This window comes from Dolichospermum lemmermannii CS-548 (genome assembly GCF_028330815.1).
In the GTDB taxonomy this organism is placed as follows: Bacteria; Cyanobacteriota; Cyanobacteriia; order Cyanobacteriales; family Nostocaceae; genus Dolichospermum; species Dolichospermum lemmermannii.
Window position 1 is genome coordinate 1 of sequence record NZ_JAQMTJ010000135.1, and the last position, 16878, is coordinate 16878.

The 16878-nt window shown below is 39.2% G+C and carries 15 protein-coding genes; 8 read left to right on the forward strand and 7 right to left on the reverse strand.

The window, feature by feature from the left end:
* Positions 1-264: 264 nt before the first annotated feature.
* Positions 265-2052 (reverse strand): aspartate--tRNA ligase, encoded by a 1788-nt coding sequence (gene aspS, locus PN450_RS08795; RefSeq protein WP_271836041.1) that lies wholly within the window; start codon positions 2050-2052, stop codon positions 265-267.
* A gap of 329 nt (positions 2053-2381) precedes the next feature.
* Between aspS and PN450_RS08800 the strand changes: the two genes are divergently transcribed.
* Genes PN450_RS08800 through PN450_RS08810 form a run of 3 tightly spaced genes read left to right on the forward strand, consistent with a single transcriptional unit; the run spans position 2382 to position 6699 of the window.
* Complete coding sequence (locus PN450_RS08800) at positions 2382-4427, forward strand: restriction endonuclease subunit M (protein ID WP_271836042.1); 2046 nt, start codon at positions 2382-2384, stop codon at positions 4425-4427.
* A gap of 32 nt (positions 4428-4459) precedes the next feature.
* Positions 4460-5812, forward strand: coding sequence for a restriction endonuclease subunit S (locus PN450_RS08805; protein WP_271836043.1), 1353 nt, complete (start codon positions 4460-4462; stop codon positions 5810-5812).
* Between the two features lie 2 nt (positions 5813-5814).
* Entirely contained in the window at positions 5815-6699 is an 885-nt protein-coding gene (locus PN450_RS08810; protein ID WP_148765117.1) for a hypothetical protein, read from the forward strand.
* Between the two features lie 84 nt (positions 6700-6783).
* Here PN450_RS08810 and PN450_RS08815 read toward each other — a convergent pair whose 3' ends face one another.
* The 3 genes from PN450_RS08815 to PN450_RS08825 all read right to left on the reverse strand — a co-directional run bounded on the left by PN450_RS08815 (position 6784) and on the right by PN450_RS08825 (position 9805).
* Positions 6784-8127, reverse strand: coding sequence for a TRAP transporter large permease (locus tag PN450_RS08815; RefSeq protein WP_271836044.1), 1344 nt, complete (start codon positions 8125-8127; stop codon positions 6784-6786).
* A gap of 9 nt (positions 8128-8136) precedes the next feature.
* Positions 8137-8760, reverse strand: coding sequence for a TRAP transporter small permease subunit (locus PN450_RS08820; RefSeq protein WP_210422234.1), 624 nt, complete (start codon positions 8758-8760; stop codon positions 8137-8139).
* A gap of 280 nt (positions 8761-9040) precedes the next feature.
* A complete protein-coding gene (locus PN450_RS08825) occupies positions 9041-9805 on the reverse strand; it encodes a Uma2 family endonuclease (RefSeq protein WP_148765115.1) in 765 nt (254 codons plus the stop codon).
* Between the two features lie 165 nt (positions 9806-9970).
* On the opposite strand from PN450_RS08825, the gene PN450_RS08830 reads away from it, so the two are divergent.
* The gene (locus tag PN450_RS08830; RefSeq protein ID WP_271836045.1) at positions 9971-11110 is read left to right on the forward strand and encodes a TRAP transporter substrate-binding protein; all 1140 of its coding nucleotides are present in this window, start codon (positions 9971-9973) and stop codon (positions 11108-11110) included.
* A 316-nt stretch (positions 11111-11426) separates the two neighbouring features.
* Positions 11427-11687 carry a type II toxin-antitoxin system HicB family antitoxin gene (locus PN450_RS08835; protein ID WP_417033740.1) on the forward strand — a complete coding sequence of 87 codons (261 nt, stop codon included), beginning with the start codon at positions 11427-11429 and terminating at the stop codon, positions 11685-11687.
* A 73-nt stretch (positions 11688-11760) separates the two neighbouring features.
* Here the strand turns inward: PN450_RS08835 and PN450_RS08840 are convergent, their stop codons facing one another.
* Entirely contained in the window at positions 11761-12060 is a 300-nt protein-coding gene (locus PN450_RS08840; protein WP_271836046.1) for a type II toxin-antitoxin system RelE/ParE family toxin, read from the reverse strand.
* Positions 12057-12284 carry an addiction module protein gene (locus PN450_RS08845; RefSeq protein ID WP_271821504.1) on the reverse strand — a complete coding sequence of 76 codons (228 nt, stop codon included), beginning with the start codon at positions 12282-12284 and terminating at the stop codon, positions 12057-12059. The genes PN450_RS08840 and PN450_RS08845 overlap by 4 nt, the downstream gene beginning before the upstream one ends.
* 125 nt (positions 12285-12409) lie before the next feature.
* Here PN450_RS08845 and PN450_RS08850 point away from each other — a divergent pair, with 125 nt between their 5' ends.
* The 3 genes from PN450_RS08850 (at position 12410) to PN450_RS08860 (ending at position 14568) form a co-directional block, all read left to right on the forward strand.
* Positions 12410-13750: an HNH endonuclease gene (locus PN450_RS08850; protein WP_271836047.1), complete on the forward strand. Its 1341-nt coding sequence runs from the start codon at positions 12410-12412 to the stop codon at positions 13748-13750.
* A gap of 193 nt (positions 13751-13943) precedes the next feature.
* Positions 13944-14162: a hypothetical protein gene (locus PN450_RS08855; RefSeq protein WP_271836048.1), complete on the forward strand. Its 219-nt coding sequence runs from the start codon at positions 13944-13946 to the stop codon at positions 14160-14162.
* The gene (locus tag PN450_RS08860; RefSeq protein ID WP_015080028.1) at positions 14155-14568 is read left to right on the forward strand and encodes a putative toxin-antitoxin system toxin component, PIN family; all 414 of its coding nucleotides are present in this window, start codon (positions 14155-14157) and stop codon (positions 14566-14568) included. Before PN450_RS08855 ends, PN450_RS08860 begins: the two co-directional genes overlap by 8 nt.
* A gap of 177 nt (positions 14569-14745) precedes the next feature.
* Here the strand turns inward: PN450_RS08860 and PN450_RS08865 are convergent, their stop codons facing one another.
* Positions 14746-16716, reverse strand: coding sequence for an arylsulfatase (locus PN450_RS08865; RefSeq protein ID WP_271836049.1), 1971 nt, complete (start codon positions 16714-16716; stop codon positions 14746-14748).
* Between the last annotated feature and the right edge of the window lie 162 nt (positions 16717-16878).

Consider the following 16878-nt stretch of genomic DNA (forward strand, 5'->3'; position numbering starts at 1 on the left):
CACCCTTATTCTTTATTGCTTCTTATTGAGAATATATTTGAACCAACTTTCCTATCTAAAATTTATTTTTTTATAGATAAATGTATTTTTTTACTCCTTTTTCATCAATTTACCTCCGTAATCACCGTTTGTGACAGTCAATGGTGCGGAATGTGGGTAATAAATGTAACTTTCTAACTTCTTCCTTTGCGTCTTTGCGCCTTTGCGTGAGAATTTAATCAAAATTAACCCCCCTGCAAAAAAAGCAGAGGGAATAATCAAACCTTACACCTTAGGTTTAAAAGTCGAAGCAACGTGCAACTCTTTCAATTGTTTTGCGTCTACATTTGCAGGAGCATCTGTTAACAAACAACGAGCTTGTTGAGTCTTAGGAAAAGCAATCACATCACGAATTGATTCCTCTCCAGATAACAACATTACCAAACGATCTACACCGTAAGCAATACCACCATGGGGAGGAGTACCATATTCAAAAGCTTCTAACAAAAAGCCAAATTTACTTTGTGCTTCTTCCGTTGATAAACCAATAGCTGAAAACACCTGTTCTTGAACTTCTCGCTGATAAATTCGCAGACTTCCACCACCAACTTCAAACCCATTTAATACTAAGTCATAAGCTTGAGCGCGGGCGGTTTTTAAATCGCTGATATCATCAGGATGAGGTGCTGTAAATGGGTGATGTAATGCTTCTAAACGTTTTTCATCTGCATTCCATTCAAACATGGGGAATTCTGTCACCCACAGAAAGTTAATTTTATCTTTTTCAATTAACTTAAATTCCTTAGCTACAAATTGACGAATTCTGTCCAAAGTTTTATTGACAGTGGACCTATCAGCAGCCGCAAATAATAACAAATGTCCAGCTTTTGCATTTGTTCTTGTTAAGATTTCCTGCTTTTGTTCCGGTGTCAAATTATCTTTAATTGCGCCAATGGTGTCAATTTCTCCATTTTCCCGGACGCGAATATATGCTAATCCTTTCGCACCTGCTTCTGCGGCTTCTCGGAAAATATCGCCACCTGGTTTAATGCGAACATTAGAAATGGCATCGTTACCGTTAGGAATGGGGAGAATTTTAACAATCCCACCGTTAGAAATTGCTTCTCGAAAAACTTTAAAACCGGAATCTTTTAAAACGTCAGAAACATCAACTAATTCTAAACCGTAACGGGTATCTGGTTTATCGCTTCCGTAACGGTTCATAGCTTCCGCGTAGGGAAGCCGAGGAAAAGGACGAGGTAAATCAATTCCTTTAACTGTTTTGAAAATATGACAAACTAACTTTTCGTTGAGTTCAATAATTTCATCTTCAGACATGAAACTCATTTCCATGTCTAATTGGGTAAACTCTGGTTGTCTATCAGCACGTAAATCTTCATCCCGGAAACATCGCGCTACTTGATAGTATCTATCCATTCCCGATACCATCAATAATTGTTTGAATAGTTGGGGTGATTGCGGTAAAGCAAACCATTCACCTTCATTGACGCGACTGGGAAGAATGTAATCTCGCGCCCCTTCGGGGGTAGAACGGGTGAGAATAGGGGTTTCGATTTCGATAAACCCTTCTAAGTCTTCCAGGTAGCGCCGCATGGCTTTGATGACTTGGTGACGCAATTGCATATTTTGCGCCATGCGTTCCCGTCGTAGGTCTAAATAACGATATTTTAACCGCAAGTCTTCCCTGACTGTTTCCGTGTCTGCGGTGGAAACTTGGAAAGGTAACTGTTTACGGACGGCGTTGAGTAGTTCTATTTTATCTGCGTAGATTTCTACTTCGCCTGTGGGAAGCCGGGGATTTAGGGATTCTGGAGGACGTTGGCTAACTGTACCGGTGATTGCTACAACGTATTCATTTCTGAGTGCGTTAGCCTGTTCATAGGAGTTTGGGGTGCGCTGGGGGTCGCTGACGATTTGGACAATACCAGAGCGATCGCGCAAATCTAAGAATATCACACCACCGTGATCGCGGCGACGGTCTACCCATCCGTAAAAGGTAACAGTTTCACCAATATGTTCTTTTCGGAGTTCGCCGCAATAGTGAGTTCGCATAGTTGTTAGTTCTTTGGTTCCGGGCTAGGTTGGGTAAATGTCAAGGCTTTCCCATTATCTAGCATCAATAGTCATTGTAGTAGTTTTAGTTGAAGAAAAATCAGTTATTTTCGCCTTGGCAGTTAGAAACCGCAGCTACACAAGCAAAACCCATCTTCATGGGTTTCAATCCCTTAATTTTTTGTTACCCGTCGAAGGCTTGATCTAAAATCAACGATCGCAGAAGTTAAGAATTTTGAAAATGTAAAAATTAAGCTGACCTTAGCTAAAATAGGTATGATTGAGGGCTAAACTGTAGCTAGACCAAAATTAAGCAACGAGAAACTAAAATGTCACTTGACACCTATCTTGACAAAGCGATCGCAGATGGATACGCAGAAATTAAAGGGGAAGGTAAAAAAGAACGTATTTATTACCTTGCTGCCGATCATTCTGAGCGTTGGTCTGATCCTGAAGAGAAGATTAGGGCTGAATTTTGGGCTGAATTAATTTATAAGTATGAATATAATCCTAAATTGATCAAGTTTGAGGTGAAAGTACCTAGACGGACTCCTAATGATCTGGCGGATATAGTGATTTACAAGGATGAGGAATATAAAGATCCTTATTTTGTATTTGAGATTAAGCGCTCGGATATTAGTGATGCTGAGTTTGCCCAATCAATTGAACAGGCTTGTGGCAATCGTGCTAGTTTAGGTGCGCCTTTTTGTGGATCTGTCGCAGGTTTAACCCGTCGCTTACTGCGCTTTGATGATAAGCAAAAGTATCCACCAATGGAGCGAGATCGCAACCATTTAACGGATATTCCAAAGCGGTTTGGTAAGCCTCCTGAATGGAGATTTTATAAAAATAAGGAGGGACAAGATTTAAAAGCTGTTCCCCGTGAAGAATTACGTTCTGCAATTCGGAAATGTCATCAGACGCTTTGGGAAGGTGGTCGTCGTAGTCCTATCGCAGCATTTGGTGAATTTTGTAAGTTGATCTTTGTCAAATATCGTGATGAGAAAAATCCTGATACTGAAGATGGACAGCCCTATGCGTTTCAGCGTCGTGATGGTGAGAGTAGTGAGGATTTATCGAAACGAATATTAAAACTCTATACGAATGAGCAGGAAAAAGAACCAGGGGTTTTTACTGACAAAATCAATATAGATCCTCCTGTAATTGCTCAAGTCGTGGAACATTTAGAAGCTTTATCTCTTGATCGAACTGAACTAGATACAAAGGGAGTTGCTTTTGAAGAATTTATGGGTGGATTCTTTAAGGGTGATTTTGGTCAATATTTTACGCCCCGTGAATTAATTGCTTTTTCCATTGAGCTATTAAATCCAGAGCGTAAGCATCTAGTTCTCGATCCTGCCTGTGGTTCAGGAGGTTTTTTACTTTATGCGCTTGATCACGTTCGGCGTGAGGCAAATCGGCGTTATAAAAACTATAAAAATGATCCCCGTCAAAGTGTTGATCATTTTACCTATTGGCATAGTTTTGCTCAAAACAATCTATTCGGAATTGAAATTAATGAAGAGTTAGCCCGTGTTGCGAAGATGAATATGATCATTCATGATGATGGTCATACAAATATTGTTGGACATGATGCCCTTGATTTTTTAGAGCGTTTAACGACTCTCAAGCCTGAATTATCTGAAAATAAGTTTGATATTATTTTGACTAATCCGCCTTTTGGATCAGTAGTGAAGTCAACGGAAAAAGATAAGGGTTATCTCGATCAGTTTGATTTACGGCACTATTTGAATAAGGCGACAACGGATACAGATCCAGATGAATCTACCCAAAGTGAACGCAATGCGAAACGGGGTGCAAAAGCGGTTAAAGCAAGGACTAGCATTAAAACGGAAATTCTTTTTATTGAGCGAGTTTGGTCGTATCTCAAGCCAAAGGAAGGACGGGCGGCGATTATTTTACCTGATGGGATTTTAACAAATTCTTCTTTGCAAGGGGTAAGAGATTGGATGCTTTCCCATTTCCAAATTTTGGCGGTGGTAAGTTTGCCTCAGTTTGCTTTTGCTTATTATGATGCGGGGGTAAAAGCGAGTATTGTTTTCTTGAGAAAGTTAGGTGATGGTGAGGTTGTCCCTGATGATCAGCCGATTTTTATGGCGTTGGCGGAAAATATTGGCTATGACGCAACGGGACGGAAGACTTTTAATGTAACTATTGAAAGTGAAACACCAGAAAGGGAAAAGATTGAACGCCATAGTTGCGATCTGTTTGACTATCGGGTTTATTTTGAGTGGAATACGTCTAATCCCAAGGAGTCGGGATGGAGTGAACGTTATCGTGAGATTATTCCTGATACTGGTCTAGTCGCTCAGTGGCGAGACTTTCAAAGAGATCCTTCATCTTTTTTCGTCTAAGCCCCGATAGTTCAAACAATTTTTGCTTTGCAATGAATCGGGGCGATTTAATAACAAGATTTGATGCTTTTTATCATAATCCTTATTTTTGTTTACTTGAAAAACAACTTAGTGAAGTTCAACATCCTGTAATATCTCTCAGAAAAATTTCTGACTCGTTTACCAATGGTGATCATGGAGGGGTGAAATATGTAGATAAAGGAGTTCGTTATCTTAGAGGTCAGAGTGTTACAGAAGAAGGATTAAATTTAAAAGATGAATTATACATATCAACTAATGATCATGAACGGATGATTCGGGCTGAAGTCATACCAGGAGATGTTTTACTTACAATCGCTGGCTCAATCGGAAATTGCTGTGTTGTTGAAGGAGTTGACAAGGCAAATATCAATCAAGCAATTGTAAAAATTCGCCCTTCACCTTCAACTATTGATCCAAATTTTCTATCTTTTTTTCTTAATTCAAAATATGGGAAATTCCAAACGAGTCGATTAGCTAATGGTGCTGTACAGCTTAATGTTAATTTTTCTGAAGCAGGAGATATTAAGATTATCGTTCCATCTTTACCAGAACAGTATCGTTTAGTTACTGCTATGGATGAGGCGCGATCGCAGCGAAAACAAAAACTAGCAGAAGCCAATGTCCTTCTCTCTAGCCTTGATGATTATCTATTAAAAACTCTCGGACTAGAACCACCCGTTAAAGATGAGCGAAAAGTATTTGCGATTCAGACTTCCATTATTAGCGGAAGATTTGATCCACATTTTCATGCTCCAAACTTTAAAAATATTTATCGTTTGCTTTTCAAAACTACTACTAAAATACTTGGAGAAATAGTGCAATTTTCTAAAGATTCTTGGAATCCGAAAGACGAAGAAAAATCAACATTTCGTTATATCGAAATAAGTAACGTAAAGCCACAAACCGGTGAAGCTATTTGGACAGAGACTTTAACAAAAGAAGTACCTAGTCGCGCTCGAATGCTAGTTCATGGTGATGATATTATTGTAAGCCTTACCCGTCCCCATCATGGTTCTATTGCCCATCTGTCTGAAGAATTTGATGGTTGTATTGCGTCAACAGGATTTGCCATAATTCGTTCAGTTAGCAAGTTAGTTAATAGAGAATATCTCTGGTGTATTCTTCGTTCTCAACTCTCTCTCCAGCAAATGCTTCAGAGGTCTAGCGGGGGTAATTATCCTGCCATTACTAAAACTGAGCTAGAAAATATTATTATTCCTATTCCTGAAATTTCCATCCAAGAGCAAATTGTTGCGGAAATACAACGCCGTCGCTCGGAATCACAACGCTTACGCTCCGAAGCTGAGTCAGGATGGCAAGCTGCCAAACAATGGTTTGAAGAACAACTACTGGGAGGTAGCTGATTGTGATTTTTGAGTTTGTAATTGTTTATCAGCAAAATTCTGACACAGATATTAGACAAATCCTAATAGACACATTAACCGTTTCTCTACAAGATAACTATGATGAATTTGAGCCTGATACAGTTGCTCAGATGATCATTTTACAAACTCAAAGAATCGGAAATCAATCAACTAATGAAGACGGCAACACAACACAAACGATTATTCTAGGATTTAACCTAGACTTACCTGAAGAAACCGAAGAAGCCGAAAGAGTAGTTGAAGAATTTGCCAAAGCCTTAACTGAAGAAACCAGCCCAATCTCTCATATAGTCAAATTTGAAGATCCTCTATTGCAGTTCAAACTAGCTCAATGGTCAGCAGAAATATTTGCGATTGAAATGAAATTAAGACGAGTCCTGACACTGATCTATTTAAACGCCTACCAAGGTGTAGAACCTTATAAACTTTTAAGAGACGAGAAGGAACAGCCAGCCGCAAAAGACAAGCCAACCGATAAAGAGATGCAAGACGCTCTTGAAAATCAATTTTTTCATTTACTCTTTAGCCAATACGTTAACTTAAACCAACGTCCTGACCCTAAAATTAATGATTTACTAGACAATATTCGCAACTTTATCAAATATGATGAACTTCAGGCAGAAATTACTCGTAAACCAGTTCAAGATAGTTATGATGCTGATTTCTTGGCCGCACTTAAAAACAAAATAGGTGCAATTGAAAAAATGCGTAACTGTATAGCCCATCACCGCCGTCCCTCTTCGAGAACAGAGGAAGGCTATCAAAATGCCCAGCCATTAATTAGTCAATTGCTTGATGAGTACCTTGAACGGTGGTCTTGGAATGAAGCGGCAAATGGTTCATCTGATGAAGAATCTAACCCTTGATTATTAGATAAGAAAGACACAAGGTAGAGGTTCATATTCTTCTCAAACCAATTTGAGCGATCGCTCTTGCAGTCCAGCACAAATTCAAACCCCAGTGGTTGCGGAAATATCAATTAACCAGCGAACTGTTTGCGGGAAAATAATCACAATTAACAAGACAATAAACTGTAAAATGATAAAAGGAATCGCACTTTTATGAATATCTAACGTACTCACTTCTTTAGGCGCAACACTTTGTAAATAAAACAAAGAAAATCCCACAGGTGGAGAAATAAATGCGGTTTGTAAATTCACTGCCATAACCACACCGAACCACACCATATCAATATTTAAAGCCTGGGCTGCTGGCACAAATAAAGGCATAGCAATAAAGCAAATTTCAATAAATTCTAGAAAAGCTCCTAAAATAAAAATCACGATATTACTAACAATTAAAAACCCCCAATATCCTCCAGGTAAACCTACTAATAAATTAGTAATCAGAGTTTTGCCACCCAAAGCATCAAATACCAAACTAAACATCGAAGAACAGAATAAAATCATCACCACCAAAGCCGTAATCACTGCGGTAGAATGGGCAGCATCACGAATTAATTGTGGTGTGAGACGTTTATTAAAAGCGGCGAGAATAGAAGCCCCAACAGCACCTACAGCCCCCGCTTCGGTGGGAGTAGCTACACCAAAGAAAATGCTACCTAACACTGCAAAAATTAAAATAATCGGCGGAACAACAGCTTTGAAAACTTGTTTAATTAATTGAGTCCCTTGAGGAATTACCACATCATCAGGAATCATTGGTACTTTTTCCGGTTGAAAAAAAGCTAGTCCTAAAATATAGAGAATATAAGCACCAGATAACATTAATCCGGGAATTAATGCCCCTAAAAATAAATCTCCCACAGAAACACCAATTTGATCACTCAGAATCACTAAGACTAAACTGGGAGGAATTAATTGAGCTAAAGTACCAGAAGCAATAATTACTCCTGAAGCTAATTTTTTATCATAGCCATAGCGTAACATTAGCGGTAATGATAACATCCCCATCACAATTACTGTTGCCGCTACGACTCCGGTTGTGGCTGCTAAAACAGTTCCCACTAAAACAACTGCTAAAGCTAATCCTCCTCTGACACGACTTAATACAATGCCGATAGTTTCTAATAACTCTTCTGCTAATCCTGACTTTTCTAGAACTGCACCCAGAAACACAAAGAAGGGAATTGCAAGTAAAGTAAAGTTCGACATTGTGCCAAACCAACTATTAGGTAATAGGAGGAGACGCGCCGGATTAAAAGCCCCAACTGCTGTACCAATAAGTCCAAAAACAATGGCTGTGCCGGCAAAAGAAAAAGCGACAGGAAAGCCACTCATAAGAATAAAGAAAAAGCCGACAAACATTAAAATTGCTAACCATTCAAAACCCATATTGTCTCCCTATTCAATATTGATATTTTCTGAAGTTTCTAAACGAATTTGTTCCGCTACTTGTTGATAGCCTAATAATACTGCTAAATACTTAATTGCTTGAGAAATACTTTGTAAAAGCAGCAGTAGTAAGGCTATAGGAACCATAGTTTTGATTGGGGCGCGGGGTAAACCATTAGCGTCAGAAGATATTTCCCAAGTTCCCCAACTACCGTCACTTAATCTGCCCCAAGATTGTAAAACCGGATTGATTGTTACCCAAATACCAAGTAGACAAAAGGGAATTAAAAATAAAACTGTTCCCACAAAATCAACTAAGGCGCGTTTTTTTTCACTCATATTAGTATAGATAAAATCAACGCGGACATTTTCCCCATGACGTAAAATATAAACAAAGCCGAATAAGAATGTGAGAGAAAATAAATACCATTGCAGTTCTAATAAGGCATTAGAAGACAATTGTACGCCAATGAAACGACCCATATAACGGGCGACAACATTAAAAAAACCGACTCCAATTGTTAGTAAAACTAGCCAATTCGATAACCATCCCAATTTATCAGCACCATTGTCAATAAACTGAGAAAATTTTAAGAGTTTACGAATTAAAGAAAATCTGCTTGAGTCACGCATAGAACATAATAAATTAAAGGTAAGACCTGAGAATACAGTCAGCCAGTCACCAGTCAGCCGGGGAATAAATTCCCTGTCTAATAGCTCAAGTCTGTTAAAACAGACTCAGAAATTTTCCCAGTGTTTAGTCATCTAAAAATGACTTTTACCTCGTTTCCAGTCTCTGACTGGGAATGACTTAACGGAGGCTCTGCCTCTGCTGTTATTGAAGGCAGAGCCTTCTGGAATTCGTTCCCATACAGAGTATGGGAACGAGAAAAACTTTAGTGAATTTTTACTATTAATTCATCAATTGTTCCACCTCCAAAATATCTAAATTTGTCAATTGTGCCACTTGTTCTATAGACATTCCATTCTGTAACAAATTAATGGCAACTGCCCTTAATTGCAATTCAGCTTGTTCTGCCCTTTGTTGTGCAATTCCTACCATTTCTTGAGAAGTGGGAAATAATTCACCGTCCAAAGTTGCCCAGCGTAACCAAGTGGCATCAACGCCTCTATAATTACCTTCCCAACGTACCAAAGCTAAATCTAAAACTTTACTTATCAGTTGGTTTTTATCATTTAGAGCAATCTGTTGATATGCACCACTGTTAAGATCAAAACCGGCAAAATCATCTGGGTTAAACGGGTCATACCAAAAATATTCAGAAACGCGCATTTGATTTTGATAAATCAATTTTTTCTGATTTTTATCATTGTTAGCTGTGCTTTCTGAAAGTAATTCAATTACTACATCTGGGGGTTTTCCTTCTTCCCAAACTACCCAAGACAATCGTTCTGTTTTCGGTACACCCAAAACAGCAAAGAAATCTGGACCGCGAAAATCTTGATTTTTCAATTGTGCTAAACTGTAGTAGACAAACATATTGCCACCTACGTATCCATCAGTCCTTTGCTCTAACCAAGGCTGAATGGTATCAATTAAGATATCCATTTGGAATTTATGTCTTTGTGTCTCCATCGGGATACCATCATCACAAGGAAGTTCTGCCTGGGTGGGTGGCAGTTTAATGCTAGGTTCAGCTAAAACAGTTTCTAACATAGCCGTTAAATTTAGTTAGAAATTACTTAATATTTTTATACTAATCTGAAATGATCACCAATTGGCAAAATTATAAGAAATAATAAGTTTTCAGTGTATTAACACAATCAAATCAAACATGATATTGTAGTGAAATCCTCCAGTTAGTCAATAATATTAACTTTTATGAAACGCCGAGCTATTGTTAACAGATTATCTCAAAGTGCGATCGCTGCCACAGGAGTAGCAATTATTGGTGGTTGTCAAAAAGCTCAAAATAAAACAGCAACCGCTCAAACCGACACCAGTAATCTACCGACAATAAAATGGCAAATGGCGACAAGTTGGCCATTGTCCTTAGAAACTATATTTGGTGGAGCGCAGGTATTAGCAGAACGTGTCAAAGTTCTCACTAGCGGTAAATTTATTATCGAACCCCGTGCGGCTGGAGAAATAGCCCCCGGTTTAGAAGTTCTGAATGTGGTTTCCCAAGGTGCTGTACAAGCTGGACATACTGCCGCTTATTACTATATTGGTAAAAGTCCTGCCCTCGCTTTTGGTACATCAGTACCATTTGGACTTAATGCCCAACAACAAAACGCTTGGTTATATGAAGGTGGAGGTTTAACCAAACTGCGAGAAATCTATGCCAGTAAATTTAATGTGATTCAATTTCCTGCGGGAAATACTGGCACACAAATGGGGGGATGGTTTCGCAACGAAGTGAAAACCCTCAATGATCTCAAAGGCTTAAAAATGCGGATTCCCGGTTTAGGAGGGCAAGTTATGGCTAAATTAGGCGTAACTGTGCAGACTCTTCCAGGGGGGGAAATCTTTCAGGCTTTACAAACAGGGGCTATTGATGCGGCAGAATGGGTAGGCCCCTATGATGATGAAAAATTAGGTTTAAATAAAGTCGCTAAATTTTACTATTATCCAGGTTGGTGGGAACCAGGTCCAACTTTAGAAGTACAAGTGAATTTAGATGAATGGAAAAAGTTACCACCGCAATACCAAGCAGCATTAGAAACTGCTGCATTTCAGTCGAATACAACAATGTTAGCTCGTTATGATGTCCGCAATAATGAGTCCTTAGAGAAACTATTAAAAACGGGTACTCAACTACGTGCTTATAGTCAGGAAATTTTGGCAGCAGCGGAAAAAGCCTCTTTTGCTTTATATGATGAGTTTGCAGCTAAAGACGCTGATTTTAAAGCAGTTTATCAACAGTGGAAACCCTTTAGAGATCGGATGTATGCGTGGAACAATCTCAATGAAGGCAGTTTTGTTCGTTATGCTTATGGAAAGATGAAAGCAGGGAATTGAGAATTTCGGCATTGCTGAATTGAGGTATGAAAATCAAATATTCTAGTTCTTAAACTCTTACTCTCTGCGTCCTCTGCGCCTCTGCGTGTTAGCGAAGCGGGGCGAAGCCTGACAAAATCATACCTTCATTCACCAACGCCAGAATTTCCTAAATTGTAACGTAGAGACGTTTCATGAAACGTCTCTATCGAAGTTGTGAAAAAGCATATACAGCACTTCCCGGTGTTATGAGGTACATATCTAGCGGGCAAGATGCCCGCACTACAAGAGTTTTATGATTCGACTTTGTACCTTATAAGAGCGGAAACCGCTGTAAGTGGCATTTTGTCAAAAAAAATTAGATGCGTTTCCCCTGAGTATAGAGAAGTTGCTAAAAAATTATCTAGGCTGGGATGTGATGAAGGAGATGAAAATAAAAGTCATTATTCACAAAGAAGAAGCAGGTTACTGGGCAGAAGTTCCTGCTATTCCCGGTTGTGCTACCCAGGGAGATACTTTTGAAGAATTACTACAAAATTTATATGAAGCCGTTGAAGGTTGCTTACTCGTTGATGTTGATTCATTAGAACTTGATTAGAAGATGATATTAAAATTTTTCTATATTTTGTGCCTTAATCTAAAGCTTGACGCGCTAGGAACAAAGAGAAATTTTATTCAATTCTATCTAACCACTGTTTTGGATTGCGTTTTGCATGGAAGCAAGCAAATATAAAAACAGTATCTTGGTCAAAAATGTAGAGAATTACATAAGGAAATCGGCGGATTAATACTCTTCTTACCTGTTTATAGGTAACTTGGTAAGCAAGGGGTTGTCTTCCAATTCCAGACAGACAAGCATCAACAGCACGAACAAATTCCGAACCTAAACCCGGATTTTGGGATTCGTACCACTCAAAAGCATTTTGGATATCGTATTCTGCTTCTGGCTGAATAATCAGGTTATAGTTCATTGGGAAAATCCTAACCGTTTCTTAACGTCTTCCCAACTAGAACCGGTTGTAGAGTTTTTTTCGTAATTTTCTAACCGTCGCTCTAATTCTTGTTGTTGTGCTTGACTCAAGGGAAGTTCTTCTTGCTGTTCTAAGATGCTGTCCCATAAATCTTCAGCAAGTTGGATACGTTCTGCAATGCTGAGTTCAGAAATGTCAAATTTTAAGAGGGGATGGAGACTCATGAGTAGAGAGTGAGGGGTGAGATTTTATCTATTTTATAACATCGGGGGGATTTGATTGTTGTGGTTATACTAATATTAGGCAACATACAGTATATGCTGTGAGATAAGTTTGTTTTTGTATATCTATGTTTAAGTTCCATGAAGAATTGGATATAAGAGCGTCCGAACTAAAATCATGCTTTTATTGCTCTTGTTTACTTCCGGCCTCAATACAAGAACACATATTTAATGCTTCTTGGGCTGGTTCTCATCAAACAGGACAACTAATTTGTGATAATTGTAACAAAAGCTTTGGGGAAAAAGTTGATAAAGCATTTTTAATATATACAAGTGCGGTGATGAATGCTTGGTCATTTAAAGGCAAGCGTCACAAGTCAATACCTACCATCGAATTAGAAGGAAACTATTTCCTGGATGCAGGGGCAAAATTAAAACTAAAGAAGCCGTTAGTTGAGGAAGAGATTCAACCTGATGGACTCATCAGATCAAATATTTCCTTTAATTCACGAGGAGAAGCCAAACGCTGGTTAGAAGGTTCTGGTGCGGAGTCATGGTTAGAAAGAGCTTTGAGCCAAAAAGAAAGGGACTATCTGTGGAAGATAATTAGGCAAGCAGAGTTTCACTCAAAAGACGCACAACCACAAGATGCTTTAGCAAATCTAGATTTGCGAGAGCAGTACCGTTCAGCAGCACACACAATATTAAAATGTTTAGCTTTTTTCATGCCTGATTGGGTTTGTCATGATCAAACTAAGTCAGTTCGCCAATTTGCCCGCTATGATGAGGGTGATTGGAGACTATTTGCAGTTCAAGCAGAACAGCATTTTTCTTTAGCTGATCAAGCTGTGACCTTATTGGGATTAGGAGTTAATCATAATTCAGTAGAAATTTACTGGTGTTCCTATTTGCGAATGGTGATTGGAGTTGTAACGATTCTTAATCGTGTTAAAAGATCACTTGTAATAGCCCAAGAATATTCAGGTCCAGATAAGATTTTATATATTTTTGAAGACACACATGGTTCTGGAAAACCTCCCCGTGCAATTTTAGCAGAACTAGAATTCTCTCTTTCTATTGGTATTCAGTATTTCGCGTCTCCAACTAGGACTTATCAATTTTTCCGGAATGAACTTCTAGGGCTTACAACTACTTACTACCCGATAGATTCCCTAACATCCAAACTTCTAAAAACGATTGAGGAAGTCAATCAAAAAAATGCAGAAGTGGATGAGAAACTGTTAGAGCAATATAGAAAAGCTTTTCTAGAGTTCTTTATCAATCTGGCTAAGGTTTCAGGAAAATCAATAGACTTGGATAAAGTTTTATCCAAAATGTCAGATCATGGATTTGCCACGTTAGGCCACAGATTTACTGGTAGAAATTGTAGTGACATAGAGTTTAACTCGTCTGTAGCAACAATGTTTGAGGATCTTATGAATGAATTTTCGCAAGGTTCTTTGCAGTAGATAAGCAGCATAACACTTTTTTTCAACAGATGACAGACGGATACTGTCTCGATGGGGTCTTAACTGCTAAGTTAGTGCGATCGCTCATAGTTTATTTTCTCAATAAGTGATCGCTATCCCGAAATTAAATAAATATTTATATAATGTAAAATGCTATAATTAAATAAGTGTAACTTATTCTTCTGCTTAAAATATGGAAACAATTGCCATTAAAGTTGATGCTGAAATAGCCAAAGCTTATCAAGAAGCAGCACCACAAAAACAGCAAAAAATTCAGACTATTGTTAACGATTTGCTCAAATTAATTATTCAAGATAAATCCCTCGATGACATTATTCAAGAAATGCAAGAACAAGCTCAAGACAGGGGGTTAACTCAAGAAATTTTAGATGAGATTCTTCAGAATGGATGAATTACGTTTTGTTATTGATACAAATATTCTAGTGAGTGCAGTCTTGATTAAATCATCTGTTCCTGATGTGGCATTAAAAAAAGCCAAGAATTTAGGAACAATGTTATTTTCAGAGGCAACTTTTCAAGAACTACAAGAAATTCTCAATCGCTCAAAATTCGATAAATATATTTCTTTGAGTATTCGTACTCAGTTCTTAGCCAAATTAAAACTTGAATCAGAAGGAGTGGAAATAGTCAAGATTATTAAAGAATGTAGAGATCCAAAGGATGACAAATTTCTAGAAGTTGCTATTAATGGTCATGCAACTCATATTATTACAGGAGATAAAGATTTATTAGAACTTCATCCATTTAGAGGAGTTGATATTATTACAGCTACCCAATTTTTAGAAATTTTTTCATAAAATGGAGAATAAAACCAAAGTTTCGTAACTTAGGAGATATTGACTAAAACCTTATTTTCTTCTTTGCGCCTTTGCTCCTTAGCGACTTTGCGCGAAACAATATTTAATATTCTAGGTAAATATGAATCATTTGATTAATGGTGGGTGAGATAACCCACCCTGCAAAGTATTTAATCCTTACTGTCGCGCCATAATAGTCCGCATCTCAGCTTCCCGATCTTGAATCAAATCGCCACTTACATCCACCATCACACTATAAATCTTACCCGTAAACTTAAAAGGCGGCTCATAATCCGGTGTTACAGGCGCACCAGGAGCAATTCCACAGGTGACACCACTGGTCAAACCTAATGCTAAAGGAGTAGTTACAGGCACATCAATCTGCCCGACCAATTTCTCATCAATATACAATTGGCCGCGTCCTGGCGTTCCTTTTCCCTTGGCTAAATCTGGTTGTCCCGTCACTTTAAACTCAAAGCGCAACTGATGACGACCTGCTGGCACAGATGACCCAGATTCAACATGATAGAGCGATCGCCCCACATAATTATGAACCCAGTGCAGTTTGCCATTTTGGACATAGAAAGAATAGCCACTATCATTCCCCCCATGAGCCAGTAATATCCCTTCTGCGCCACCTGGGGGAATCTCCACATCAGCCGTAATACTGTGGGGACGATTTAACACCCTCACGGCACTACCGGCGGGAATCGCTTGAGTATCAGGATAGTAAACATAGCGGCTACGATTGACAGCAATTTGCGGGCGTTCCTCCGCGAATCGTTGCACACCACGTCCATCCACAGGCAACACATTATACTTGCCAGCCTCAATATACCAAGTAGCAATCATCTCAATCAACTTAGGACGATTATCAGCCGCAATATTGTGATTTTCCGCAAAATCTGAGGCGACATGATACAGTTCCCAATGATGAGTATCCAAATCCGTCAGAGTTTCCGCCGAAATTGCCTCACCAAAAAACTGCCCCGCTTCTGTAAATGAGGGACCCGGCCAAGGACAAACCGCCCGCCAACCATCATAGTAAAGAGAACGATGTCCCATCATCTCGAAATACTGGGTCAGGTGCTTAGTAGGTGCGGTACTATGATTAAAAGTATGGGCAAAACTGACACCTTCAATGGGAGATTGAGTCACACCCTTAATCGTTGTCGGTGGTTCAATTTCCAGTAATTCCAGCACCGTCGGCACAAGGTCAATAGCATGAGCGTACTGAGTCCGAATTTCCCCTTTAGCCTCAATACCTTGACTCCAATGCACAATTAAAGGGTCGCTGATTCCCCCCCGATAGGTTTCCCGTTTCCACCGTCGGAAAGGCGTATTTCCTGCCCAAGTCCAACCCCAAGCATAATGGTTAAAGGTTTCGGCACTGCCTAGTTTATCTAATGCCTTGAGATTTTCCTCTAGGGATTCTGGCACATTGTTAAAAAACAGGTTCTCATTCACTGAACCAGTTGGTCCCCCTTCCGAACTTGCGCCATTGTCCGAAATCACCATAATTACAGTATTCTCGAACTCACCGATAGATTTGAGGAAATCGAGTAAACGACCGATATGGTAGTCAGTATGGGTTAAAAAACCAGCATATACTTCCATCATCCGGGCATAAAGCCGTTTTTCGGCGGCTGGGAGGGAATCCCAGTGCGGGACATCGGGATCATGACGAGAAAGTTCGGCATCTGCGGGAACAATCCCCATTTCTTGCTGACGGGCAAAAACCTTTTTTCTGTAAGCTTCCCAACCATCATCAAATTGTCCAGCATAGGCATCAGCCCATTCTTTGGGGACATGATGGGGGGCGTGCATTGCCCCCGGACAAAAATACATGAAAAAGGGCTTATTTGGGGCAACCTGCTTGGCATCAGCGATAAAGCTAATGGCTTTGTCTGCTAAGTCTTCGGTTAAATGATAGCCTTCTGCGGGGGTCTTTTCTGGCTTGACGGTGTGGTTGTCATAAACCAAATCTGGATAATATTGGTGGGTTTCTCCGCCCAAAAAGCCATAAAAACGCTCAAATCCGCGACCGAGAGGCCAGCGATCATAGGGGCCTGCGGCTGAAAGTTGGTCTGAGGGGGTTAAATGCCATTTTCCCAAGGCATAAGTGTTATAACCCTTCTGGAGTAATATCTCTGAGAGAAACCCATTTTCAAAGACCTGAGTTCGATGTAAATAAAAAGTCTAAAAGTACGTAACAGTAACAGTTCTGTCAATAAGTATTGGTTATTGAGAATTAAAGCCCACACCAAAAATTTCTCAAAAAATTAATTTTTTGAAATGTATTTACTATTA